General features: G+C 41.8%; 27 protein-coding genes. 8 read left to right on the top strand and 19 right to left on the bottom strand.

Annotation, left to right across the window (positions count from 1 at the left end):
- Positions 1-11: 11 nt before the first annotated feature.
- From tilS to ppx, 3 genes are read right to left on the bottom strand one after another with little or no spacing between them, the layout of a single operon-like run.
- Positions 12-1,358 (bottom strand): tRNA lysidine(34) synthetase TilS, encoded by a 1,347-nt coding sequence (tilS, locus tag ACE01U_RS10005; RefSeq protein ID WP_395579364.1) that lies wholly within the window; start codon positions 1,356-1,358, stop codon positions 12-14.
- A complete protein-coding gene (locus ACE01U_RS10000) occupies positions 1,295-2,119 on the bottom strand; it encodes an acetyl-CoA carboxylase carboxyltransferase subunit alpha (RefSeq protein WP_086209830.1) in 825 nt (274 codons plus the stop codon). Before ACE01U_RS10000 ends, tilS begins: the two co-directional genes overlap by 64 nt.
- Positions 2,120-2,149: 30 nt before the next feature.
- Complete coding sequence (gene ppx / locus ACE01U_RS09995; protein ID WP_086209831.1) at positions 2,150-3,673, bottom strand: exopolyphosphatase; 1,524 nt, start codon at positions 3,671-3,673, stop codon at positions 2,150-2,152.
- A gap of 263 nt (positions 3,674-3,936) precedes the next feature.
- On the opposite strand from ppx, the gene trxA reads away from it, so the two are divergent.
- The 3 genes from trxA (at position 3,937) to ACE01U_RS09980 (ending at position 6,530) form a co-directional block, all read left to right on the top strand.
- On the top strand, positions 3,937-4,263 hold the full coding sequence (trxA, locus tag ACE01U_RS09990) for a thioredoxin (protein WP_086209832.1): 327 nt from the start codon (positions 3,937-3,939) through the stop codon (positions 4,261-4,263).
- Positions 4,264-4,594: 331 nt separating this feature from the next.
- On the top strand, positions 4,595-5,863 hold the full coding sequence (rho, locus tag ACE01U_RS09985) for a transcription termination factor Rho (protein WP_004692266.1): 1,269 nt from the start codon (positions 4,595-4,597) through the stop codon (positions 5,861-5,863).
- Positions 5,864-6,272: 409 nt separating this feature from the next.
- A complete protein-coding gene (locus ACE01U_RS09980; protein WP_086209833.1) occupies positions 6,273-6,530 on the top strand; it encodes a hypothetical protein in 258 nt (85 codons plus the stop codon).
- Between the two features lie 134 nt (positions 6,531-6,664).
- On the opposite strand, the gene ACE01U_RS09975 is transcribed toward ACE01U_RS09980, so the two are convergent.
- The 3 genes from ACE01U_RS09975 to pheS form a co-directional block, all read right to left on the bottom strand.
- Positions 6,665-6,961: an integration host factor subunit alpha gene (locus tag ACE01U_RS09975; RefSeq protein ID WP_004649746.1), complete on the bottom strand. Its 297-nt coding sequence runs from the start codon at positions 6,959-6,961 to the stop codon at positions 6,665-6,667.
- Entirely contained in the window at positions 6,958-9,339 is a 2,382-nt protein-coding gene (pheT, locus tag ACE01U_RS09970) for a phenylalanine--tRNA ligase subunit beta (RefSeq protein WP_395579363.1), read from the bottom strand. Before pheT ends, ACE01U_RS09975 begins: the two co-directional genes overlap by 4 nt.
- A gap of 154 nt (positions 9,340-9,493) precedes the next feature.
- Positions 9,494-10,474: a phenylalanine--tRNA ligase subunit alpha gene (pheS, locus tag ACE01U_RS09965; RefSeq protein WP_395579361.1), complete on the bottom strand. Its 981-nt coding sequence runs from the start codon at positions 10,472-10,474 to the stop codon at positions 9,494-9,496.
- Positions 10,475-10,631: 157 nt separating this feature from the next.
- Between pheS and ACE01U_RS09960 the strand changes: the two genes are divergently transcribed.
- A complete protein-coding gene (locus tag ACE01U_RS09960; RefSeq protein WP_395579360.1) occupies positions 10,632-11,648 on the top strand; it encodes a hypothetical protein in 1,017 nt (338 codons plus the stop codon).
- A gap of 63 nt (positions 11,649-11,711) precedes the next feature.
- On the opposite strand, the gene ACE01U_RS09955 is transcribed toward ACE01U_RS09960, so the two are convergent.
- The 4 genes from ACE01U_RS09955 to rpmI form a co-directional block, all read right to left on the bottom strand.
- Positions 11,712-11,924 (bottom strand): KOW motif-containing protein, encoded by a 213-nt coding sequence (locus ACE01U_RS09955; RefSeq protein WP_291372994.1) that lies wholly within the window; start codon positions 11,922-11,924, stop codon positions 11,712-11,714.
- A gap of 144 nt (positions 11,925-12,068) precedes the next feature.
- Positions 12,069-12,608 carry a P-loop NTPase family protein gene (locus ACE01U_RS09950; protein ID WP_395579359.1) on the bottom strand — a complete coding sequence of 180 codons (540 nt, stop codon included), beginning with the start codon at positions 12,606-12,608 and terminating at the stop codon, positions 12,069-12,071.
- A 270-nt stretch (positions 12,609-12,878) separates the two neighbouring features.
- A complete protein-coding gene (gene rplT / locus ACE01U_RS09945; protein ID WP_004692276.1) occupies positions 12,879-13,238 on the bottom strand; it encodes a 50S ribosomal protein L20 in 360 nt (119 codons plus the stop codon).
- Between the two features lie 11 nt (positions 13,239-13,249).
- Positions 13,250-13,444, bottom strand: coding sequence for a 50S ribosomal protein L35 (rpmI, locus tag ACE01U_RS09940; RefSeq protein ID WP_004278281.1), 195 nt, complete (start codon positions 13,442-13,444; stop codon positions 13,250-13,252).
- Between the two features lie 221 nt (positions 13,445-13,665).
- Between rpmI and ACE01U_RS09935 the strand changes: the two genes are divergently transcribed.
- The gene (locus ACE01U_RS09935) at positions 13,666-14,919 is read left to right on the top strand and encodes an MFS transporter (protein ID WP_395579358.1); all 1,254 of its coding nucleotides are present in this window, start codon (positions 13,666-13,668) and stop codon (positions 14,917-14,919) included.
- A gap of 105 nt (positions 14,920-15,024) precedes the next feature.
- Entirely contained in the window at positions 15,025-15,756 is a 732-nt protein-coding gene (locus ACE01U_RS09930; RefSeq protein ID WP_395579357.1) for an energy transducer TonB, read from the top strand.
- A 101-nt stretch (positions 15,757-15,857) separates the two neighbouring features.
- Here ACE01U_RS09930 and ACE01U_RS09925 read toward each other — a convergent pair whose 3' ends face one another.
- The 3 genes from ACE01U_RS09925 to ACE01U_RS09915 form a co-directional block, all read right to left on the bottom strand.
- The gene (locus ACE01U_RS09925; protein WP_086209841.1) at positions 15,858-16,286 is read right to left on the bottom strand and encodes a YqaA family protein; all 429 of its coding nucleotides are present in this window, start codon (positions 16,284-16,286) and stop codon (positions 15,858-15,860) included.
- Position 16,287: 1 nt separating this feature from the next.
- The gene (locus ACE01U_RS09920) at positions 16,288-16,581 is read right to left on the bottom strand and encodes a hypothetical protein (protein ID WP_086210013.1); all 294 of its coding nucleotides are present in this window, start codon (positions 16,579-16,581) and stop codon (positions 16,288-16,290) included.
- Positions 16,582-16,695: 114 nt separating this feature from the next.
- The gene (locus ACE01U_RS09915) at positions 16,696-17,316 is read right to left on the bottom strand and encodes a glutathione binding-like protein (RefSeq protein WP_110975526.1); all 621 of its coding nucleotides are present in this window, start codon (positions 17,314-17,316) and stop codon (positions 16,696-16,698) included.
- Between the two features lie 119 nt (positions 17,317-17,435).
- On the opposite strand from ACE01U_RS09915, the gene ACE01U_RS09910 reads away from it, so the two are divergent.
- The gene (locus ACE01U_RS09910; protein ID WP_395579356.1) at positions 17,436-18,074 is read left to right on the top strand and encodes a class I SAM-dependent methyltransferase; all 639 of its coding nucleotides are present in this window, start codon (positions 17,436-17,438) and stop codon (positions 18,072-18,074) included.
- An 89-nt stretch (positions 18,075-18,163) separates the two neighbouring features.
- Here the strand turns inward: ACE01U_RS09910 and infC are convergent, their stop codons facing one another.
- Together infC and thrS are read right to left on the bottom strand one after the other, a co-directional pair.
- Positions 18,164-18,715, bottom strand: a complete 552-nt coding sequence (gene infC / locus ACE01U_RS09905; RefSeq protein ID WP_086209844.1) for a translation initiation factor IF-3 — start codon at positions 18,713-18,715, stop codon at positions 18,164-18,166.
- A gap of 5 nt (positions 18,716-18,720) precedes the next feature.
- The gene (thrS, locus tag ACE01U_RS09900; protein WP_086209845.1) at positions 18,721-20,643 is read right to left on the bottom strand and encodes a threonine--tRNA ligase; all 1,923 of its coding nucleotides are present in this window, start codon (positions 20,641-20,643) and stop codon (positions 18,721-18,723) included.
- A gap of 509 nt (positions 20,644-21,152) precedes the next feature.
- On the opposite strand from thrS, the gene ACE01U_RS09895 reads away from it, so the two are divergent.
- Complete coding sequence (locus tag ACE01U_RS09895; protein ID WP_395579354.1) at positions 21,153-22,796, top strand: acyl-CoA synthetase; 1,644 nt, start codon at positions 21,153-21,155, stop codon at positions 22,794-22,796.
- 78 nt (positions 22,797-22,874) lie between these two features.
- Here the strand turns inward: ACE01U_RS09895 and yjgA are convergent, their stop codons facing one another.
- The 4 genes from yjgA to panC are packed head-to-tail and all read right to left on the bottom strand — an operon-like array spanning position 22,875 to position 25,397.
- On the bottom strand, positions 22,875-23,408 hold the full coding sequence (yjgA, locus tag ACE01U_RS09890) for a ribosome biogenesis factor YjgA (protein ID WP_086209847.1): 534 nt from the start codon (positions 23,406-23,408) through the stop codon (positions 22,875-22,877).
- A gap of 2 nt (positions 23,409-23,410) precedes the next feature.
- Positions 23,411-23,680, bottom strand: a complete 270-nt coding sequence (locus ACE01U_RS09885; RefSeq protein ID WP_110975219.1) for an HPr family phosphocarrier protein — start codon at positions 23,678-23,680, stop codon at positions 23,411-23,413.
- Entirely contained in the window at positions 23,677-24,528 is an 852-nt protein-coding gene (gene rapZ, locus ACE01U_RS09880; protein WP_086209849.1) for an RNase adapter RapZ, read from the bottom strand. The genes ACE01U_RS09885 and rapZ overlap by 4 nt, the downstream gene beginning before the upstream one ends.
- A gap of 26 nt (positions 24,529-24,554) precedes the next feature.
- Positions 24,555-25,397 carry a pantoate--beta-alanine ligase gene (gene panC, locus ACE01U_RS09875; RefSeq protein WP_119064916.1) on the bottom strand — a complete coding sequence of 281 codons (843 nt, stop codon included), beginning with the start codon at positions 25,395-25,397 and terminating at the stop codon, positions 24,555-24,557.
- Position 25,398: the final 1 nt, after the last annotated feature.

The raw sequence follows: 25,398 nt of genomic DNA, 5'->3' as shown, positions 1-25,398 counted from the left end.
GAATTTTTTAACTAAGCAATTAAATTTGGTTGCCATCCACCCGCTTCACAATAAGCTGACTCGATCAACCAAAATCCTTTAGGCGTAAAAACACCAAGCATAACATTATCTATGCTTAATATTTGTATTGTGTGACGTTGCCATGGAAAAATTTGTGCGCTTTGAATGGCTTTTTTCAATGGCCAAGCCCCAACACGCCCATGTAAATGTAATTTTTCCCCGCCTAAGCGTGGTTTTATTTGTAAAGGCTGCTCTAATAATTTAGCAGACAGCCCATATTTTTGTGTTTCAATCTGATATTGCCCAGATGCCAGATTATAGCTTTGATGTAGGCTAAAATGCTGTTCAATTGGTTCAAGTGTCTGAGATTGCTCCGCCAAATACTCGGTCTTATGGACTCGAAAGAGTTGCTGTTGATAACGCACATAATAGTATTGATTCCAATGCAAAGCGGCCTGAGCATCGACTTTGGATTCAATCACCTCATCAAATAGGCGTTGCACCATATCAAAAGCAGGACGATATAAGTCCTCACCTTTCATCCAAGCAGACAACAGCTGTCGCTGTCTCGGTGCTGATAACTGACGAAATGAAGTTAAATTTAGAACCGAAGCATCCCCACAACTGGCCCAGTCTTGCGCCAACACATCGGTCAAAATGGATTCAGCATCTTGCATCAAATAACTGGTACGTGCCAAAGCTTGCTGCATTTTCGGAAAGCGTTGTTCTAAGATTGGCCATAATTCGGCTCGACACCATGCCCGATCATAACTGGTATCAAAATTGGTTTGGTCTTGAATATTTCTCAGTTGCATATCAGCAGCCCACAGCTCAATTTGCTGTCTGGACAAAGCCAATAGCGGGCGCCAAATTGTAAATTGCTCTCGTATGTCGAGGCTCTGCATGGCGGCAAGTCCATGAATCCCTGCACCAGAGAGTAATCGGAGTAAGATAGTTTCGGCCTGATCTTGTTGATGATGCGCGAGAACTAAAATTTCATTGGCAAGAAGATGCTTCTGAAAGGCAGCATAACGTGCACTGCGGGCTTGGCTTTCTACATTGCCTGTATCAACATCGACCGCTTGAATCACACATGGAACATCCAAGACATAGCACTGTTCTTGAACAAAGCTGCCCCACTGTGGACTGACATCCTGCAATTGATGATCAATATAAATGGCGCGAGTGCGCTTGGGAAATAAATGAGACATCAAATGGAGTAGTAACATGGAATCCATGCCACCACTACATCCGATTAAAAAATGAGGCTGTTCAGGTGTATCCCGAAACTCAGTTAAGACGCTAGTCCTAAATTGTCGCTGCCAAACTTCATTAAACGTTGGTAACGTGCTTCGCATCGTTCATTCGCATCCATCGGTTGCAACTCAGCCAAAGCATCTTTTAAAACAGTTTTTAAAGCATGCATGACCTGTTCTGGGTGGAGGTGAGCACCTTCACCTTCATCGACAACGTATTCAACAACACCCATTTTCTGTAATTTTTCAGCAGTCAATGCCAAAGCTTCACTAGCTTGCTCTGCTTTTTCAGCTGTTTTCCATAAAATAGATGCACAGCCTTCAGGTGAAATGACTGAATAAATACTATGGGACAACATCACCACACGGTCAGCCACACCAATGCCCAGTGCGCCACCTGAACCGCCTTCACCAAGGACAGTTGCAATCACAGGCACTTTCAAGCTTGACAGTTGTGCCAAAGACGTGGCAATTGCCTCAGCCTGACCACGTTCTTCTGCACCCACACCTGGATATGCACCCATGGTGTCAATAAAGGTAAAGACGGGTAGATTAAAACGTTCAGCCATATCAAGTAAACGTTGTGATTTACGGTAACCTTCTGGGTTACTCATACCAAAGTTATGTTGTAACTTTTCACGCGTACTACGACCACGGTGTTGACCCACAATCATGACTGGCTGACCATCAAAGCGAGCTAATCCACCGATCATTGCACCATCATCACCAAATAAGCGATCACCATGCAAAGCATCAAATTCGGTAAAAATTTCACTCACATAATCTAAAAATTGCGGACGCTCAGGATGACGTGCAATTTGAACCGTCGTCCATGCTTTGGATTGCGCAGCTTTATTCTTCATAGCTCAACCATAAATCCCTAATTGACCAATTTATTCATCGACAAATTGTTCTGATTGGATATCCAGCTCAACATCCCAATGCTTAAATTGCGCTTGCTCATCATGCAAGTCTGCAACCAGCAAAGGCCATTGCGCGGCATTACCAGAAACACTCAGTTGCCATTGTTGCGCATTGCCTACTGTTAATTCAATGGCAGGAAGCATCTGATCGCTACGACTATGATTGAGTAAAACAGCAAGGCGAAGTAGCAAACACAGATAGACTAATTTGTTGCCACCGACCTTCATCACGTCAACACGGGCGTCGCTGCGTAGCTTACGGCGATGATGCGCTACCAAATGTGACAAATGGTTTTGATCAATTTGCGAGAAGCCCGCAATGTCCGAATGTTGCAATAAATATGCGCCATGACGATGGTAACCAGCATGGCTAATCGCCAAACCAATTTCATGCAGATAAGCCGCACGACGCAGTAAATCACTGTCTTCTGTGGTTAATTTTAGTGACTCTGCCACACCATCAAACAAATGTTGAGCCATGTTCACAACTCGTTCCGCTTGTTTTGGATCGGCGTTATAACGACCCATCAAGGCTTGTACAGAACGATCTCGGATATCTTCATGTTGAAAACGCCCCAGTAAGTCGTACATGACCCCTTCGCGCAGGGCACCATCTGAATACACCAACTTATCTAGTTCAAGTACATCAAAAATGGCGTAAAGAATAGCAATCCCGGCTGGCAAAACTGCTCGACGGTCTTCTTTTAAACCATCAAACTCCATCTCAGAGACGTGTTTATATTTGAGCAATTTTTCTTTGAGCTTATCTAAACCGTCACGGGTCAGTTCTTCTTTTTCATTACTCCAACCCATATTTACGGTAATTTGACGACACGCTTTGATGGTTCCACTCGAACCGACCACCGTATCCCAACCCGCTTCTTTATAGGTATTGGCAATCCCTGACAGCTCCTTACGTGCTGCGACCACGGCTTTATCAAAACTTTTTTGGTTTATTTCACCATCGACAAAGAAGGCTTTGGTAAACGCCACACACCCCATTTGTAAAGATTCGGTATGAATCGGCTCAAATTCTTCACCAATAATCAGCTCAGTTGAACCACCGCCGATATCAATCACAAGGCGACGTCCACTATTCTCCATGGTGTGGGATACGCCCAAATAAATCAAACGTGCTTCTTCACGGCCAGCAATAATTTCAATATGTTTAGGTAAAATTTCTGCCGCTTTTTGAATAAACTCATGACCATTTTTAGCTTGACGCAGCGCGTTGGTCGCCACAATTCTTAAACGGTTTGGTTGAACTGAACTTAAACGACCAACAAAGCGGGATAAACAGGCCAAACCACGCTGCTGTGCAGCTTCTGTTAAATTTTTATTTTCATCTAAACCCGCAGCTAACTGTACCTTTTCTGACATTGACGCAACTTTTTTCACTTCGCCATGATCCACACGTGCAATTGCCAAGTGGAAACTGTTCGACCCCATATCGATGGCAGCAAGTAACTCTTCATCAATCAAAAAATCAGACATGATTTAATATAAACCTATACAGAATTGTGCTTAGATTAATTCACCTCCATGCAATTTAAAAGCCATTTATGGTCAGAAATTGACGAGCTTTTAAAATTTCAGCATATATGACAATTGTGTTACACGATCAGTAACATTGAGAGCTCCAATTAGACAAATTCAAACTAAAGGTTGAAAATTTAGTAATCCATCTACTCAGTGATAGCAGGCTATGACATACTATTAGCCATAAAACTATCCAAAATTTGAAACTGGAGCTATCCATGTCTGGCAATATCGTAAATACAACTGATACTAACTTCGACGCTGATGTACTTCAATCAGACGTTCCTGTGCTTGTTGACTTCTGGGCAGGCTGGTGTGCGCCATGTAAAGCGATTGCACCTGTATTAGAAGTGTTGGCGAATGAATACGAAGGTAAAGTGAAAATCGTTAAAGTTGACGTAACTGCTTGTGAACAAACGGCTGTGAACTACAACATCCGTAACATTCCTGCACTATTGATGTTTAAAAATGGTGAAGTTGTGGCTCAACAAGTGGGCGCTGCACCAAAATCGAAACTAACTGCTTTCATTGACGAAAACATTTAAACCTCGATTTAGAGCACATCATGAAATACGCTGTTTAAACAACAGCGTATTTTTTTCGGCTATAAATTGACAAGTTTGACTTTCTCTCTTATATTGCTTCCTCAAGAGATAAAGGATTATCCAATCCTGTCATTTTCTTAAAAGACACAACACATAAGATCGCCGCTCGGCAATACAAATTGTTTTGACACGCTTCTCTTCAAACAATGAATCAGTCCTCTGAATTGTTATTGTGCAAATACAATTGCGTTACTTCATTGCATGTCCGCGGCTAAATGTTGCTTCCTTTTCATCCTGTATCCTAGAATTTTTGATTCTTATCTGACCTCCTATGAATTTAACCGAACTCAAGAAAAAACCGATTGGCGAACTCATCAAAATTGCTGAATTTATGGGCCTTGAAGGAATGGCTCGTAACCGTAAGCAAGACATTATTTTTGCCATCTTAAAGCGCCATGCGATGAATGGCGAAGAGATCTTTGGTGATGGCGTTTTGGAAATTCTGTCAGATGGCTTCGGCTTCTTACGCTCTGCAGCAGGTTCTTACCTTGCAGGTCCAGACGACATTTATGTTAGCCCATCTCAAATTCGTCGTTTTAATCTCCGTACTGGTGACACCATTACGGGAACGATTCGCCCACCAAAAGAAGGCGAACGTTATTTTGCACTGTTAAAAGTGAATCAAATTAACTACGACACCCCTGAAAACTCTCGTAATAAGATTTTATTTGAAAACCTAACGCCATTATTCCCGACTGAACAGTTGGTGATGGAACTTGGTAACGGCACCACTGAAGATTTAACTGCACGTGTAGTCGACTTAGTTGCACCCATTGGTAAAGGTCAACGTTCAATTATCGTTGCGCCGCCAAAAGCGGGTAAAACTATGTTATTACAAAACATCGCCCAGTCGATTGTACGTAATAACCCAGAGTGCTTCCTCATCGTTCTTCTGATTGATGAACGTCCTGAAGAAGTAACAGAAATGGAACGTACAGTTCGTGGCGAAGTGATTGCGTCAACGTTTGATGAATCTCCTGCTCGTCACGTTCAAGTGGCTGAAATGGTGATTGAAAAAGCCAAACGTTTGGTTGAACACAAAAAAGACGTTGTGATTCTTCTCGACTCCATTACCCGTTTAGCACGTGCATACAACACCGTTGTGCCTTCATCAGGTAAAGTTTTAACTGGTGGTGTCGATGCACATGCACTTGAGCGCCCTAAGCGTTTCTTCGGTGCAGCACGTAATATTGAAGAAGGTGGTTCACTGACCATCATTTCTACAGCCTTGATTGAAACAGGCAGTAAAATGGATGAAGTGATCTACGAAGAATTCAAAGGTACTGGTAACCAAGAAATTACGCTAGACCGCCGTATTGCTGAAAAACGTGTCTTCCCTGCGATGAACATCAAAAAATCAGGTACACGTCGTGAAGAACGCTTAATGTCTGAAGATAACCTTCGTAAGGTCTGGATTTTACGTAAGTTACTTCATACCCAAGATGAACTCGCAGCAATGGAGTTCCTACTTGATCGTATGAAAGAAACTAAAACCAATGATGATTTCTTTGACCAAATGAAACGTAAAGCAACCAGCTAATCTGACTAATCTTATAAAAAGGCTGTCTCTAAGACAGCCTTTTTATTTGGTTGACACCACTTACACAATGAAACATTTCAAAGCACGGTATGTAAACTTATTTGCAAGTTTTTGATAAACAAAAATTTGAAATAAAAAAGCTCCATCTTTTTAGATGTTTATTCGGCATTTATCCAATATAAACCCTGCTATTAATTGTTATTTTCTGTTAAAAAATCACTGTTTTTAGACCATTTTTATCACTTTTTTCACCTTAGCTAGTAGCAATTCAAAATGCGCAGTGATAGCATATTTGCAGACCAGTTAGACTGCTCCTGCGTTGTTAGTCCCTAACAAAATTAGGAACAATAAAAGCATACAACAGACTAACGTCGGTTTTTTTTAATCTCATATTTTAGAGAGTGATGCCATGTTATTCAAAAAAATCGCTATTGCTGCTGCAGTTGCTACTACTTTAGCTTTCGTTGGCTGTGCTAAGAAAGAAGAAGCTCCTGCTGCTGCTGCTGCATCTGAAGTTGCTGCTGCATCTGAAGCTGTTCAAGCTGCTTCTGAAGTTGCTGTAGACGCTGCTGCTGCTGCTTCTGAAGCTACTGCTGCTGCTTCTGACGCTACTGCTGCTGCTTCTGACGTTGCTGCTACTGCTGCATCTGAAGCTAAAGCTCACTAATCACTTTCGATTAGTCAGTAAAAAAGAGAGCCTTGGGCTCTCTTTTTTTATGCTGAAAATTTAGTTTAAGACTTTGCTACCCATTATCAGTAGCAAGTCAGCTTAAACCTACACCTGAAGCAAAAAAAAGCAGATCAATCGATCTGCTCATTTCCCACACGCTGGCGGAATTTCTGCCCTGCGCGGAAGGTTACTACACGGCGTGCAGAAATCGGAATTTCTTCACCCGTTTTCGGGTTACGACCTGGACGTTGACGTTTATCACGCAACTCAAAGTTACCGAAACCAGAAAGTTTAACTTGCTCACCAGAGATTAGCGCTTGGCTAATCTCATCAAAAAACAACTCGACCATTTGTTTAGCTTCACGACGGTTTAAACTCGTGAGCTCACTTAGATGGTCAGCCATTTCCGCTTTTGTTAATGCTGTCATGAAGCCCTCAATGTCGCCTGATAAGTGTTTTCCAACACGTGTAAAATATGATCCATACCGGATTTAATTTCAGCATCTTCAAGCGTACGCGATGGGTGCTGCCAAAGAAGTGCAAATGCCAATGAACGCTTACCTTCTTCAACGCCTTGCCCAGTGTACACATCGAACAACCAAGTCGAGTCTAAAAGCTCACCACCTGTTTTTTCGATAAGTTGCTGAATTTCACTTACATTTATCTTATCACTAATTAAAAGCGCAATATCACGTCTAACCGACGGAAAACGTGATAATTCTGTAAAATTAGATACATAAGTTTGCAAAACAGCCGATTGATCAAGTTCAGCCACCCAAGTTGTGCTCAAATCCAGTGCATCTTCTAAAGATGGATGTAATCGACCAAAGTAACCGATAGATTGACCATGGACTAAAACCTCAGCAGACTGACCCGGATGCAACCAACTACGTTCAGAGCGAACATATTCAACCTGCACACGACCTGCTGCCAATACTTCTTCAATTTCGCCTTTGAAATCAAAGAAATCCATAGCTTGAGGTTTAGCATGCCAAGTTTCTGACGTTTTTGCACCTGTTGCAATCACTGCAAGGGTAGGAATTTGTTTCAAATCATGAATAGATTCAGCATCTTGATAGTCGAAACGTAAGCCGAGCTCAAAGAAACGCACACGACTTTGTTGGCGGTTTACGTTATATTGCACACACGGAATCAAACTAGAAAGCAGTGTTGAACGCATTACTGCTAAATCGCTTGAAATCGGGTTAGCCAAAGCCAAAGGATTCACAGCCGCATTGAGTTGCTTCTCAAGCTTTAAGTCTGCAAAGCTAAAGCTAATTGCTTCTTGATAACCCAAAGTCACGAGGGTTTGACGAAGCTGAGCCACTTCAAATTGGTCTTGATATTGAGCCAATTGCGCTTCAATTTTTGGCAAACTGATTTGAATATTGTCATAACCATGAATACGCGCAACTTCTTCAATCAGGTCTTGGTAGATCGCCATATCATAACGGTGTGAAGGCGGAACCACTGACCACTGACCTTCTGCTTTAACCGTCACAGCACAACCTAAACGGGTCAATGCATCCGCAATAAATCCAGCATCTACGCGATAACCAAGCAATTGATCCACTTGCGCTTGTTCCAGCTCAATCGCTTCACGCTTCGGTAAAACTGCCGTTTGTTCTACAGTCGTAATCGGACCGAACTCACCACCCGCCAATTCTGCAATCAATTGTGATGCACGATGCATCGCTAGCATTGGAAGTTCAAAATCGACACCACGCTCATAACGCTGCGACGCATCCGTATGTAAACCAAAACTACGCGCACGGCCCGCAATAGCTAATGGAGCAAAGAATGCAGACTCTAAGAAAATGTCTTGAGTTTCATCACTAACAGATGAAGACAAGCCACCCATGATGCCTGCAATCGCCAATGCTTTTTCATCATCCGCAATCACCATGACTTTTTCATTGAGCTCAACTTCTTGTTCATTCAGTAGAACCAATTTTTCAGTTGCATTCGCTTGACGAACTTGAACCGAACCTTGAATTTTCGCCGCATCAAAAGCATGTAACGGTTGACCCAACTCCATCAGTACATAGTTGGTAATATCAACCAAAATACTGTGCTGACGAATCCCTGAGCGAACCAAAGCACGTTCCATCCACTCTGGGGTTGCTGCTTTGGTATTCACATTTTTAATCACACGACCTAAATAGCGTGGGCAGCCTTCCGTGCTCACCACAACTTTTTTCTCATCGGCAATAGTTGCAGCTACAGCATTAATTTCAGGTGCAGTCACGGTCAGTTGATTAATCACCCCAATTTCACGAGCAATACCACGAATACTGAAACAGTCACCACGGTTTGGCGTGATGCTGATATCAATCACATGATCATCAAGCTGTAAATACTCACGAACATCCACACCGACAGGTGCATCTGTAGGCAATTCTAAAAGACCATCAATTTTATCTTCTAAATCAATTTCAGACGCACCACACAGCATACCTTGTGATTCAATGCCACGAAGTTTGCCTTTTTTGATTTTGAAATCACCTGGAAGCACCGCACCAATGGTTGCCACAGGGGCCTTCATACCAACCCGTACGTTTGGCGCGCCACACACAATTTGCAATGGTTCACCTGAACCAATATTGACGGTTGTTACACGTAAACGGTCTGCATCAGGATGTTGTTCTACGGTCAACACCTCGCCAACCACTACGCCAGTGAACGGTTTTGCCGCAGGCGATAAATCATCGACTTCTAAACCCAACATGGTTAGTTGGTCAGATAACGTATTGCTATCAACGGCTGGGTTCACCCATGTACGCAACCAATTTTCGCTAATTTTCATAAATTCAATTTCCTTAATCTCCCCCTAACCCCTTCTGTATAAAAGAGGGGAAAACCACGTACTCTATTTTTGACTGTGGAAGTCCCCCTTTCTTAAAGGGGGATTTAGGGGGATTTCTATAAACCTTTAAATTGTTAAATTTGTATTTAAACCATTAAGCAAATTGGCGTAAGAAACGCACATCGTTTTGGTAGAACATACGTAAGTCATTGATGCCATAACGAAGCATCGCAAAACGTTCCACACCTAGACCAAAAGCAAAGCCTTTGTATTTTTCAGGATCAATACCCGCAGCTTGCAATACATTCGGATGCACCATGCCACAACCAAGCACTTCTAACCATTTACCACGCTCGTCCATAATGTCCACTTCAGCACTTGGCTCTGTGAATGGGAAATAAGATGGACGGAAACGTACTTTTAAGTCTTTTTCAAAGAATTCGTTTAATAGATTGACCAACAAACCTTTCAGTTCTGCAAAGCTGGTATTTTCAGCGACATACAAACCTTCAATTTGATGAAACATTGGCGAATGCGTTTGGTCAGAGTCACAGCGGTATACACGGCCCGGGCACACAATACGAATCGGGGGTTGCTGGGTTTCCATGGTACGAATCTGCACACCCGAAGTATGGGTACGTAGCAAATGGGTCGCATCAAAATAGAAAGTGTCGTGCATTGCACGTGCAGGGTGATGCCCTGGAATATTTAAAGCTTCAAAGTTGTGATAGTCATCTTCAACTTCAGGACCAGTTTCAATCACAAAACCTGCTTTGGTAAAGAACTGACAAATACGCTCTTGCACTTGAGTAACGGGGTGAATACTCCCAATCGTTTGACCACGACCAGATAGAGTAATATCAACCGTTTCACTTGCGAGTTTCTGCGCCAACGCAGCTTGTTGTAATTGTGTTTGGCGTTCAGTTAAAGCACTGGTAATCGCTTCGCGGACTGCATGAATTTGCGCACCAAAAACTTTACGCTCTTCAGGGTCCATTTTACCTAAAGCTTTCGATTGCTCAGCGAGCTGGCTTTTCTTACCCGTAAACTGCACTCGTACTTGATCGAGTGTAGCAAGGTCCTCTGCTGCTGCAATCGCAGCGAGCGCTTCAGTGGTCAGGGCTTCCAGTGACATAGTAACTCTCAAAGCAACAATTTATAAAATTAATAAAACCCCATATTCTATCAGTTTTTAAGCGTGTTGATGAAGCTCTACGATCAGGAAAATTTGTTTAGTACATGGTTTTATAATCAGGTTAAGATAGGGCCATCACAGAAGAGAACAACAAACGATGTCGCTTGATCCTATTTGGCAACAACAACTTACTTTAGTGACTTATGGCAATGAATATTTGCGTCACAACCTAAGTTTCCAACGTTGGTTAGAACACGCCATTTTTGACCGACATTGCTTTCAATTTCGTGATCTGAATAGCCAACATTTACTGGCTCAGCATTTTCAAGTATGGCTTGAAGCCTTAAAAAAACAAGGGGTCAAACAACTCAGTCTGCATAGTTCAACATTGCTAGCAGATGAAAAGAACCCCAATCCAAATATTGAACTGCTTGCTACACCACATATTATTGTGAGTCATCAAGCACAGCAAAAAACAGCTTGGATTTTCGGTAAAGAACTGGCTGAGTGGTACAGTGCTGAACAAGATTTTATAATTCCAAAAGCACAACAAAGCTCAATCCGTAACGAAAATTTATGGCGTTTTGAACTGAATCATAAACTCAGCAAACGCATTGAAGCGGATTTACAAACACCGAAATGGGATGAAATCGAAAACTTTACCGAACAAGAACTCTTTAGTGCGCCATTTGCGCAAGGTTTGGTCGAGCCTGATGCTGTAGACTTACCTTACTATGGACAACAAGATACCATAGATGAAGCCCACCATCTCTCTCTTTTACCGACAGACTACGCTGCTGATTATGCACATCAAACGCTGTATCGTTTAGATGCCCTATCAGCATTGATCCAGACCAAGATTCAACATCCTTACAATGCAGAAGGCCAAGTCCTCACGCCAGATGAGCAATTGAACCTACGTCATTTTGAGCAAAAGATTGATGATTTAAAGACCAAGTTCATCGTAAAAGTAGCCAATCACTATCAAACCGCACAGCTAAGCCCCAAAAATACACCTACACCGCTTGATGCTCGCAATCATTCCGCAGCTAAATTAAGTCCGATAGAAACCAAACCTCATGAAACACAGCATAAATCTGGAAAAACTGGGGTGTTTGCTTTAATTGTGATTACACTTTTAATTTGCGTATTGGGCTATTACTTTGGGTTATAACCCCCGCTAATATAAAAAGCGCCAAACTTATCCGTGGGCGCTTTTTTATTTCACCACACTGAATCATGCTGTAATTAAATAATTAAAAGGCCGGATCTTAATTTGTATTTTATGTTCATCGGCATGTTGATTAATATAATGATTGACTGAAACCACCTCGCCTTCTAGCTCTGCATCAGGCCCATACATAATTTTGACCGACTCCCCTTTCCTTGGAACCATTTGTAACTCTACAGCAATACTGCCTTGTCCCATCCCTGTAATCTCTACAAGCATATCCTGATCCTTGTCTTATCAATCTTTTTATTTATTAGGCATCTATCACATTTCAGATTAAAGCAGATTTATGTAACCAAAGTTCAGCTATGGTTTTACATATAAGACTTCATTTTTTCATGTTTCATAAATTTAAGCTGTACTCTACTCAACCACCAATTGATCTAAAAAGTTTTTCACCTGTTTCGGTGTCTTTAAATGAATCCACTTTATATGTTGATATTCAGGCATCTGCATCATTTTTAAGTATTTCTGTCGGTTTTTAGCATGCGTTTTGATCATCCACCAAATAATCGAGTCCCGACCAAACATCCTCAGCAAGCTTTCCCGATTATTGGAGTTTTCCCATAAATCTTGTTGCGCCCATGCCCGCTGAATCGCACGCTTCACAGAACGATACAGATTGACTGGAAATGGTAAGTCCAACCAAATAACCGTATCAATTTCCGCCCATTTCACAGGAATGGCTCGGGTATAGTTACCATCAATGACATAACCTTGTGTCGCTTTTTGTGTTTCAGACTCAATTTTGGCAAAAAATACTTCATCTGGACATTCCTGCCAATCATCCAACCAAAATAAGTTATCTAATTCAATATAATGCAAGCCTAGCTTCTCAGCCAAAGCTCTGGAAAAGGTCGATTTGCCCGTGGCTGATGTACCAACTACGTTTATTCTTTTCATTGTTGTATCCAATTCCAATCCAAGCTTTTTCGCTATACATCATCATGGTTGTATCACACGCTAATGTCTAGTCTATGATTTGCTTTGATGCATCCCGCTCAAATCACATAATCATAATATCCAACGCTCACCCGCCCGATGGAATATTTTTAGTTTTTGATGAATACCTATAACGCTCTAATTTTGAAACATCAAAACTCTCAATGGGATTAAAAGAATAGGCAATAAAAAAGACCGCTAAAAAGCGGTCTTTTTTTAAGTCTTAAAGACTTATGCAGCTAATGCATCTTTAGCTTTAGAAGCTAAAGCAGCAAATGCAACTGCGTCATGCATAGCGATGTCAGCAAGTACGCGACGGTCGATAATCACTTGAGCTTTTTTCAAGCCAGCGATCATACGGCTGTACGATAAACCATTTAGACGAGCACCAGCATTAATACGCGCAATCCATAGAGCACGGAATTGACGTTTTTTCTGACGACGGTCACGGTAAGCGTATTGACCCGCTTTGATTACTGCTTGGAACGCTACGCGATATACGCGTGAACGAGCGCCGTAGTAACCTTTAGCACGAGCAAGAATTTTTTTATGACGGCGATGAGCCTGTACACCACGTTTTACACGAGCCATTTATAATCTCCTTAGATGTATGGGCACATACGACGAACTGAAGCAACGTCACTCACGTGAACCATTACACAGCCGCGTAATTGACGAATACGCTTAGCAGATTTTTTGGTCAAAATGTGGCGTTTGAACGCTTGTTTACGCTTGAAACCGTTTGCAGTCGCTTTGAAACGCTTAGCTGCACCACGGCGAGTTTTCATCTTAGGCATAACAACCTCTTTTGAACACCTGTTCGGAACGTTTGCACCATTGCAAAACGACCTGCAGGTAAGGGAGCGAATATTCTAATCGAACTTTGTCTAAAACAAAAGCAAATAATCAACAATAAAAGCAAGCTTAGTCTATTTCCCGATAAGCTTTAAGCGATGAATTTATAAACACACGCACATCCAAGCCGTATAATGCCTCATCCATCTAATATTGTATCCTTATGAACGTCAAACAGGATGCGTTTGCTGCGCTCCGCTATCGAGACTTCTCGATTGTTACACTCAATCAATTTTGCCTGACGCTTGCCATTTTAATTCAGGAAATTATTGTGGCGTACTCCTTGTACACTCTCACTAAAGATCCACTGACTCTAGGTTTAATTGGTTTAGCAGAAGCAATCCCCTTTATTGCGCTCTCCTTATGGGGCGGCTATTTTGCCGATCGCTTTAATAAGCAAACCATCATGAAAATCTGCTTATTCTGTGCCATTCCACTACCCTTGGTTTTATGGGGGTTATTTCATGCTTATAGCTTAAAGCAAATTGAACTCTCCACCCTGTCATGGGGTGTTTATGCCGTGATCTTTGGTCTAGGAACGATTCGAGGTTTCTATAATCCATCTGCAACATCACTCAAACCCTTTTTAATTCCACGAGACATTTATGCCAACGGCGCCACATGGACCACCATTGGTTGGCAAAGTGGGGTGATTATTGGCCCGATGCTGGGTGGGTTGATGTTGGCTTTTTTAGGTCGTGAAACTAGTTTAATCAGTGTAGCAGTGATACTTGGTCTGTGCTTTTTACTCGTCAATCTTTTAAGTAAACGCACGTTTCCTAAAATTGAAACAGAACATGTGCTGCAAAGCCTAGGTGAAGGCTTTCGCTTTATTGCTAAAACTAAAATCGTCCTCTGGGCCATCTCACTCGACTTAGTCTCTGTACTGTTCGGTGGTGTGATTGCTTTACTCCCAATCTTTGCTGAAGATATTTTAAAAATTGGTCCAGAAGGATTAGGCTATTTACGTGCAGCACCATCAATTGGTGCGCTTATCACCATGATTGCGCTGACTCGTTTTCCACCCACCCGACATGCTTGGTGCAATATGCTACTTGCTGTTGCAGGTTTTGGGCTATTTACACTTTTGTTTGCTTACTCAAACTACTTATGGCTGTCTTTGTTTGCTCTGGCTATGACAGGGGCTTGCGACAGTATTTCAGTGGTAATCCGTCAGACCATTTTACAAATTTATCCTCCTGAGAATATGCGAGGTCGTGTTGCGGCAGTAAACGGTATGTTTGTATCGAGTAGTAATGAATTAGGGGCATTTGAGTCAGGTCTTGCAGCTAAATATTTAGGTCCTGTGATTGCAACAGTTTTTGGCGGCAGCATGACCTTATTGGTGGTCGCACTGAGTTGGGCTAAAACCAAAGACTTATTTGGCGTCGACATTACTCAAGCCGAGCAGAAATAGTTTTTAATTTAACAATATAACTTGCGAGTCTTTTCAATTCAGGAAATACTCGCAACCATTATTTAAGTCATACGCACTGGATGCGTTATAAAAGAAATTGATCATATGAAACCACTCTTATTGCTTGCATTATCAATATTGCCCGTTCATTTAAGCCATGCAGCTCAGCCACCATTAGAACTCACCATTCAAAAAAGTTCAGCTCAATCAGCACATTTGACCACGCGTATTCAATGGGTCGATTTTCCCAAACCCCAATATAAAAATAGCGATTTAAATCAGCAAAACCGTGCAGCGATTATTCGTATCTATGCAGATGAAACAGGCGATGTGACCAAAGCCACCGTACAGGAAAGTACTGGGCTCAAAGCTTTGGATGAAAAGTTGGTGAATGCTGTGCTTCAAGCCAAAGTAAAACCTTTTGTTGAAGATGATACTGCTTCTGCCGTCATTGGTTATCAAGTTTTTAATTTAAAACTAACGCCAGATGACGCCGAAGCATGTAACTACACCTTTGACTCTAAGAACTGGCTTGCGCAACAACAGCAACAAAAAGTGCCTTTTCAATATCAGGCTCAACCTACGCTTGCGCTAGATTCAACGCAGTTGAATGGTCATGACCGTCAAATTAAATTTAGCTTTAAAGCCGATAAACACGGTAACATTAAGAAGCCCAAAATTACCAAAGGTTCAGGTATTTACGAGCTTGATCAACAAGTTTTACAAGCCGTTGCAAATAGCAAAGTCAGTGTTAAACGCACAGCAAGCACATTGTGGCTCTATAAAAAATCTAAATTTAAAGATGTGATTGAATTTGACCTTGAGTCTTGTCACTAAAATCTAAAAGGACACGAGTTTTCGATAGCTCGTGTCCTGACTTCTTACAAACCTAAAAACCATTAAAAATCTGTTGGTCAATGACAGCATTTGAAGACCGATTAGAATTGACTAAACATCCAATACACAAAAAGATAACGCCCTATTTTTGCAATGCTCACCATCAATAAGAAACGAACAAAGTTTTCTTTGAGCAATCCTGCAATCAGAGTAATCGGATCACCAATGATGGGCACCCAACTAAGCAATAAAGACCAAAAACCATATTTTTGATAAATGCCCTGTGCCTGCAACATCTTTTGCTCTGAGACTGGAAACCATTTTTTGTTTTTGTATTGCTCAACTTTAAGACCCAGCCACCAATTGACACAACTACCTAGAACATTGCCTAAACTGGCGACAGCCACTAGTAACCAAACTGGATACTGCGTCTGAGCCAACAATCCCACCAAGACTGCCTCTGACTGTAACGGTAGCAGTGTCGCAGCTCCAAAAGCAGAAAGGAAAAGCAGTCCTAAGGTCCACATCATTTTATGATTTTAAACCCAGTTTTTTCTTGGTTGAGTTATAGGTGTAGCCTGACCAGACCAATGTTAAAATCAACAAAAACCAACGTGACCATGAATACTTATCGGCAATCGGTTCAATTGCAGCACGGAGTACCGCCTGATCTTTGGTATTGAGCAGTTCAATGATTTTTTGAATGTGTACCGCTTCAGCTACAAAAAGCATCAAACATCCCGCAATCCCCACAATAATACTGAGATAGATTTTAGGATTTGCTTCAATAATGCGGGTTAAATTGAGGAAAAACTCTTTTTTCATTACGCTGACGTCCAAACAACCTTCAACAAAAAAGCCACCCATCGGTGGCTTTAAAGAATGGCTTATACCTTGAAGGCACTAAGCTTAACACAATTCAAGTCATTACTTTTGTACCTAATTAACTCGAATCGCCAGTGCTCGTTGTACTGCAGGGCGTGCTTGAATACGCTCCATATAAGCTTTGACATTAGGATAATCATTTAAATCAATTTGTTGCCATTCATAACGCAAAATCCATGGGAAAATCGCCATGTCTGCAATTGAATACTCTCCTGCCACATAATCTTGCCCAAAAAGTTGCTTGTCTAATACAGCATATAGACGTTTGGTTTCATTAACATAGCGTTCAGTTGCATAGGCAATACGTTCAGGAGCAAATTTACTAAAATGATGGTTCTGTCCAAGCATAGGGCCAAAACCACCCATTTGCCACATTAACCATTGCTCAACTTCAACACGGAACTGCTCATCCCGTGGATAAAACTGCCCTGTTTTACGCCCTAAATACTGCAGAATTGCTCCTGACTCAAACACCGAAATAGCTTCACCTTTGGGGCCATCTTGATCCACAATAGCAGGAATTTTATTGTTAGGTGAAATACGAAGAAAATCAGGTTGAAATTGGTCATTTTCTAAAATATTAATGGGAAAGACTTGATACTCCAAGCCCATTTCTTCTAATGCGATGCTAATTTTATGTCCGTTGGGTGTTCCCCAATAGTACAAATCAATCATTCTTATTTCCTAAGTTTATTCGCTTATTTTGGATACACGATATCATAATTAAACGTGATTATTTTTATGTAATTTTATATATTATTTAGCACATATTTGAATAAAAACCACCCAACAAAATGAATAAAATCATTGATATTCCAAGCCCGATCAATTTAAAAGACCCGCTTGAAGCGACTCAATGGGCAAAAGAAGCGAATATTAAACGTCCTTACCGGTTGGAGTTCTTCAAACACTATATTTCACAAATTCTAAGTCACCCAAAGCCTGATGTTCGTATTTTAGAACTAGGTTCAGGGCCAGGTTTCTTGGCGTATGAACTTCTAGATAGACGCCCCAATATCAATTATACCGCCGTCGATTTTTCAGTAGCCATGCATAGCTTAGCCAAACAACGTTTAGCTACTATTGCTTATACGTCTGTAGATTTCATCATCGCTGATTTTAAACAGCAGGACTGGTATACCGCCCTTCTTAATCAACGCTTCGATTATGTTGTCATTCATCAGGCTTTACATGAACTTCGCCATAAAGCATATACCAACGATTTTCATAAAAGCATTGCGCAACATGTAATTCAGCCTAATGGTACATATTTCATCACTGACCATCTTGCTGAACCCGATGGACAGATGGGTAATCGAGAATTATATATGAATAAACATGAACACATTGAGAGCCTAAAGAATAGTGGCTTTGGTAATGTTGAAATTGCACTTGAAATAGATGGCTTATGTACTTTTCAAGTTACTTTATAGCTAGATTAGATGCAGTTTATTAAAAATGGTTCATCGTTAGGTAATAAAAAAGCACTGCATAGGCAGTGCTTTTTTTAATCAATAGATTATTACTTTTTCTTTTTAGGACCAAGCAACATACCCATTTGACGACCTTCCATTTTCGGTGCTTGTTCTACAACACCCACTTCAACCACATCTGCTTCAACTTTTTGTAATTGAGCCAAACCAAGTTGTTGGTGTGCCATTTCACGACCACGGAAACGAAGGGTAATTTTTACTTTGTTGCCTTCTTCAAGGAACTTAGTGATTGCACGTAGTTTTACGTTGTAATCACCAACATCAGTACCCGGGCGGAGTTTGATTTCTTTCACCTGTACTTGATGCTGTTTTTTCTTCGCTTCTTTCTGCTTTTGCTTTAGATCAAACAAATGCTTGTTGAAGTCCATGATTTTACAAACAGGCGGTTCAGCGTTGGCTACGATCTCAACAAGATCAAGCTCAACACTTTCAGCAGCGCGTAATGCTTCTGCCAAGCTAACAATACCTTTTTGCTCACCATTTTCGTCTACAAGACGGACTTCTTTCGCACGAATTTCATCATTCAACGCAGGACGGTTTGATTTGTTACCGCCCTGTTGATTACGGTCAGGCTGTTTAATCGCTGTTACTCCACAATGTACCGGCCGCGTTCGGCAACGGCTGCTTTTACTAAGTCAACGAAAGCGTCGATTGACATAGTACCCAAATTTTTCCCAGAGCGGGTACGGACATTTACTGTACCTTCCTCTACCTCACGGTCCCCAAGTACCAGTAAGTAAGGAATACGCTCTAATGTACGTTCACGAATCTTAAAGCCGATTTTCTCATTTCTCAAGTCTGAAATCGCACGGAGACCGTTTTCTTTAAGTTTAGCGACGACTGACTCACATGCTTCCGCTTGTGAATCGGTAATGTTCATCACACATGCTTGGATTGGTGTCAACCAAGGTGGCATAAAGCCCGCATAGTGTTCGATTAGTATACCAATAAAACGTTCAAAACTGCCAAGTATTGCACGGTGCAACATCACAGGCTGATCACGATCATTGTCTTCAGTGACATATGACGCATCTAAACGTTCTGGCAGATTGAAGTCACATTGGATTGTACCACATTGCCATACACGGCCTAAGCAGTCTTTCAGTGAGAATTCAATTTTCGGACCATAGAATGCGCCTTCACCCGGTTGAAGTTCCCACTCCAAACCAGCAGCATCTAAAGCATCTGCTAAAGATTTTTCAGCCATATCCCAAAGTGCATCATCCCCGACACGTTTTTCCGGACGAGTAGATAACTTCATCTGCACTTCTTCAAAACCAAAATCTTTATAAACATCTAAAGTCAGTTTAATAAAGTCTGCCACTTCAGGCCCAATTTGTTCTTTGGTACAGAAAATGTGTGCATCGTCTTGAGTAAAGCCACGAACACGCATAATCCCGTGCAATGAACCCGATGGTTCGTTACGGTGACATGAACCAAATTCAGCTAAGCGAATTGGTAAATCACGGTAAGATTTCAAACCTTGGTTGAACACTTGCACGTGACATGGGCAGTTCATTGGCTTCACTGCATAGTTACGACTTTCAGAATGCGTCGTAAACATGTTGTCTGCATAGTTTGCAGCATGGCCTGATTTTTCCCACAGCGTAAAGTCTACGATTTGTGGTGTTTTAATCTCAAGATAACCATTGTCTTGCTGCACTTTACGCATGTATTGTTCAAGTACTTGGTAAATCGTCCAACCATTTGGATGCCAGAACACCATACCCGGTGCTTCTTCTTGCATATGGAACAGGTCTAAAGCTTTACCGATTTTACGGTGATCACGCTTTTCAGCTTCTTCAATACGTTTGATATAAGCCGCAAGCTGTTTCTTGTCTGCCCACGCTGTACCATAAATACGTTGAAGTTGTTCATTCTTCGCATCACCACGCCAGTAAGCGCCTGAAATTTTAGTCAGCTTGAACGATTTTAAGAATTTAGTGTTTGGTACGTGCGGACCGCGGCACATATCCAAATAATCTTGATGGTAGTACAAGCCCATTTGTGTTTCTTCAGGCATGTCCGCAATCAAGCGTAATTTATACTCTTCACCACGTGCAGTGAATTCTGCAATCACTTCGTCACGTGGGGTCATTTTTTTGATGACATCATAATCTTGGTCGATGAGCTTTTTCATACGCTCTTCGATGGCCGCCATATCATCTAAAGTAAATGGACGTGGCATCCAGATGTCATAGTAGAAACCTTCTTCAATGACAGGACCAATCACCATTTTCGCTTCAGGGAACAATTGCTTAACCGCATGCCCCACCAAGTGAGCGCAAGAGTGACGAATAATTTCGACCCCTTCTTCGTCTTTAGGCGTAATAATTTGAAGGCTTGCATCCGTGGTAATCAGATCAGATGCATCGACTAAACGACCATCGACTTTTCCTGCAACTGTATTTTTAGCAAGACCTGGACCGATGCTCAGTGCAACGTCCATCACAGATACGGCTTGATCAAATTGTTTTTGATCGCCATTTGGCAAAGTGATAATTGGCATAAAAAATCCTTAAGGAGTGATGCCCCGTACCATGGAGCATGTCACCGCGAGATTATGATCGAGGTAAAACCTCAAAAGATAAAAACGGTGGATAAATAAAATCAGTCGAATTTTACACGTGTTATCCACAGGATTAAACCTTTTCGCCTAGAAAATTCGCTTTTCGGCGCATTTTGAATTCATTTGCCAGTCCATCACATCCCTCAAATAAGGGATTTGCTGTTAAACCTGCATATCACCACAAGGCTCAGAATAACGATTGCATCTATTTTTATTAAAAAATACCGTAACACAAGGAGACACACACCGATCAAAAAGCAAGCTAAAATCGAACTACAGATGGATCAATTCCGTAAAATTAATACATTCAGTTTAGATAAACTAAACAAAAAAGTTCAATAAATTCATCTAAAAAGAACAACTCGACTAAAGCATAAATGCAAGATGGCTTGAAAATGCATATCTTTTAAGCAATGGAAAAAATAATACCAAATTCAGGAGTGATCAACATGGTGAGTGCGTATGATGAGTTACCAAGAACCCCCGCAAACTTTGTGGCTTTGTCACCATTACGTTATTTAGAACGAGCTGCTTATATTTACCCTCATCAAGATGCCATCATTCATGGGCACCGCCATATTTCATGGCGTGAAACTTACCTTCGCTGCCGCCAATTTGCCTCACAATTACAAAAACTGGGAATCACAAAAAACGATACTGTCTCTGTTTTGCTGCCCAATGTCCCTGCAATGATCGAGACACATTTTGCAGTCCCAATGGCAGGTGCTGTGCTCAACACATTGAACACGCGCTTAGATGCCAAAACCATCGCATTTATGCTGGATCATGCAGAAACCAAAGTCTTATTGGTGGATCCAGAGTTTGCATCGGTTGCACAAGAAGCCTTGGCTTTGGTCGGACGCGATATTTTCGTGATTGATGTAGATGATGCTGAGTACGAAAACTGTTTTGCAGCCCCGATTGGGCAAATCGAGTATGAAGACTGGTTAACCGAAGGCGATGAGAACTTTGAATGGCATTTACCTCAAGATGAATGGGATGCCATCAGCCTTAACTACACCTCTGGCACCACAGGCAACCCAAAAGGTGTGGTTTATCACCACCGTGGCGCTTATATCAATGCGGCCAGTAACATCATTGCTTGTGGCATGACACCACGTGCGACCTACTTGTGGACCTTACCTTTATTCCACTGTAACGGCTGGTGCTTTGCATGGACCATGGCAGCCAATGGGGGCACCAATATCTGCCTGCGTAAAATTGATCCTGAACTCATTTTCAAATTGATCGCTGAGCATAAAGTCGATTATTTCTGTGGTGCGCCAATTGTGTTATCCATGCTGATCAATACCCCTGAAGAGCAACGGGTTCACTTTGAACACCGCGTTGAAGTAATGGTGGCAGGTGCTGCGCCTCCTGCTGCAATCATTGAAGGCATGCGCCATATTGGTATCAATGTCACTCATGTCTATGGACTGACTGAAACCTATGGGCCTTCTGCGTTGTGTGCCTCTCAAGCGGGTTGGTCAGACTTATCTATTCAGGAACAAGCGCAGCTGCACTCACGCCAAGGTGTACCTTACCCACTGCAAGATGGTATGAAAGTGCTGGATCCAGACACGATGCAACCTGTACCGCATGACGGTCAAACTATGGGTGAAATTATGTTCCGAGGTAACATTGTGATGAAAGGTTATCTCAAAAACCCTGAAGCCACGGCAGAAGCCTTTGCTGGTGGTTGGTTCCACACAGGTGATCTTGCCGTTTGCCAACCTGATGGTTATGCCAAAATTACTGATCGCTCTAAAGATGTCATCATTTCTGGAGGCGAGAATATTTCATCACTCGAAGTGGAAGAAATTCTGTATCAACACCCTGCTATTTTAACGGCTGCAGTGGTCGCGAAACCCGATCCACGTTGGCAAGAAGTACCCTGTGCATTTATTGAACTCAAAGCAGGTAAGGAAACCACACCTGAGGAAATCATTGAGTTTTGTAAGCAACATCTGGCACGTTTTAAAGTCCCGAAAGATGTGGTAATTACTGAAATTCCAAAAACCTCGACAGGCAAGTTACAAAAATTTGTCTTGCGCGATTGGGCGAAAGAGCGTGCAATGGGTGAGTTTAGCTAAACATTCAGCAGTCTGCACAAGCAAAAATTCTCACATAAAAAAGCGACCTCAAAGGTCGCCTTTTTACATCTAAATGACTTAATTATCTGAAATTAAAGCCACTTGCTGAATGTAATTAAACAACTTTAAACGTGAAGCTTTAAGTTGTTCTTCATCCGCCTGTTGTTTCATATCACGGTGAATACGCAAAACATGTTGGCGAATGGTATGACGCTCAGCCGCATTATAGGTTTTGGAAAACTCATTAATCACAGGGTCACCATCTTTGATCATACGATCAACCCAACGTAGCAATTGAGCGGTTTTTTTCGCGCCTTGTTGCGGTGTCAAATAAGACAAAATCACTGTTTCGTCTTCATTACGCAGCAACTTGCCGATGCGTAAAAATTGGCGACGACGAGCTTCATTTGATGTAATCAGTTTCACATCCAAAAGGGCTTCAATCAAACGCTCTTCAACAGGTAAGTTTTGAATTTGTTTAGTGTTCAACTCTGCCAGTTGCGCACCCAAAGATGCCATACGTTGTACGGCTTTTTTCTGTTCGGTTTTACTTGCACGTCCTTCTAAAGATTCAAAGTCTTCTTCAGTAAAACTATGCGGTCGACGTGCCACGATTAATCTGCCTCGTAAAATTTTGCTGCAAAAAGTGCCTGAATTTCAGATAAAGCTTGTTCTTCATCTGCACCATCAAGCACTAAGCGTAAAGTGGTGCCCTTCCCTGCGCCTAGCATCAGAAGGGACATAATATTTTTGGCATCCACCAATTTGTCTGCTTTCCCAATTTGGATAGAAGAACGGAATTTTGTGGTCACTTCAATGAGCTTGCCAGATGCACGCGCATGTAACCCTAGTTTATTAATTACGTCAACAGTTGTGTCAATCATGACCAGTGCTTCATTTCTCGATGGAGGACCTGAACAGACCATTTTGCCTCAAGAGCTTTTTTTAGTCTATCCACAATATATACAGAACGATGCTGCCCGCCCGTACAACCAATAGACACAGTCATATAATGACGATGCCCCTCAGCAAAAGCAGGTAACCATTTATCTAAAAACTTATAAATATCTTGGAACATTTCATGCGTTTGCCCACTTTGCTCCAAAAACTGTTGCACGGATGCGTCTAGCCCAGAGTGCTTACGCAGTTCCAAATCCCAGTGTGGATTGGGTAAATGGCGTACATCAAAAACATAGTCTGCATCCAGTGGAATACCATGTTTAAAGCCAAAAGACTGTAAAATCAGGATCAGATTATCTGACTGTCCTAACTTTGAGAGTAAGGTGTGCTTTAAATCGTGCACACTTTTATCGGTGGTATCAATATGCACGGTAGAGCGCAAGTTAATCGGCAATAAAAGTGTTTTCTCTTCCTGAATACACTGATTCAGGCTTTGAAAGCGCGTTGCTAATGGATGTGGACGACGTGAAGCACTAAAACGTGCAATCAACTCTTGGTCACGGGTGGTCAAATAAATAATATCGACCGTACCATGTCTTTGCAATTGTTCAAACACCAAGTCAAATTCTTGCAAATCTGCACGGGTACTGCGGACATCCACACCCAAGGCTAATTGTTCAAGATTATTTTCTCGATCCAGTTTCGCCACGATTTCAGGAAGTAAAGCCAAAGGCAAATTATCAATACAGTAATAACCTAGATCTTCCAATACTTGTAATGCAGAGGATTTACCTGAACCAGACTGTCCTGTAACAATTAAAATGCGCTTCATCTTAATCCTTTGTCATCAAACCCGAACTAAATGTGTTTCACTTTCAAGTTATCAATTAAACGTGTTACACCAAGCTTTGCCGCAACAAACAACACTACATCTTGATCAAACGCATCTACTTTTTGTAAAGCTGGGGTACGTGCTTCCACATAATCCACAACAAAACCCGCTTGTGTCAATGTCGCCTTTATATTTGTTAACACATCAGCTAAAGCGATACCCGTTTGTAGTGATTGCTCCGCTGCTTTTAAGCTTTGATAAATGCTTGGTGCTTTTTGGCGATTTTCTTCACTTAAGTATCCATTACGTGAACTCAAAGCCAAGCCATCTTCTGCTCGTGCAATCGGAACGCCAATCACTTCAAGTGGCATATTTAGATCACGGACAAACTGACGAATCACCGCCAGCTGTTGGTAGTCTTTTTCACCAAAGAAGGCAAAATTTGGTTGCACAATATTGAACAGTTTTGTCACCACCACCGCCACCCCATCAAAATGTCCTGGGCGTTGTAAACCACACAAATCATTGGTGATATCAGATACAGTAATGTTGGTCAAACGTGGATTTTTACCATACATTTGTTCAACCGATGGTGCAAAAACGATGTCACACCCTACATCAGCCAACAAACGCTGATCTTGCTCTAAGGTACGTGGATAGCTATCAAAATCTTCATTTGGACCAAATTGAATCGGGTTCACAAAAATACTGACCACAACCACATCACAAAGCTTTTTGGCTTCACGTACAAGGTTTAAATGCCCTTGGTGCAAGTTCCCCATGGTCGGTACGAAACCAATACTCTTTCGAGCCGTTCGCGCAGGGTTCAATGATGCTGAGAGGCCTTGGATCGTGGTTTCAGTTTTCATG

Source organism: Acinetobacter halobius, assembly GCF_044130335.1.
GTDB lineage: Bacteria > Pseudomonadota > Gammaproteobacteria > Pseudomonadales > Moraxellaceae > Acinetobacter.
Note: the sequence above shows the minus strand (reverse complement) of the source record. Positions and strands in the feature narration are given on the sequence as shown.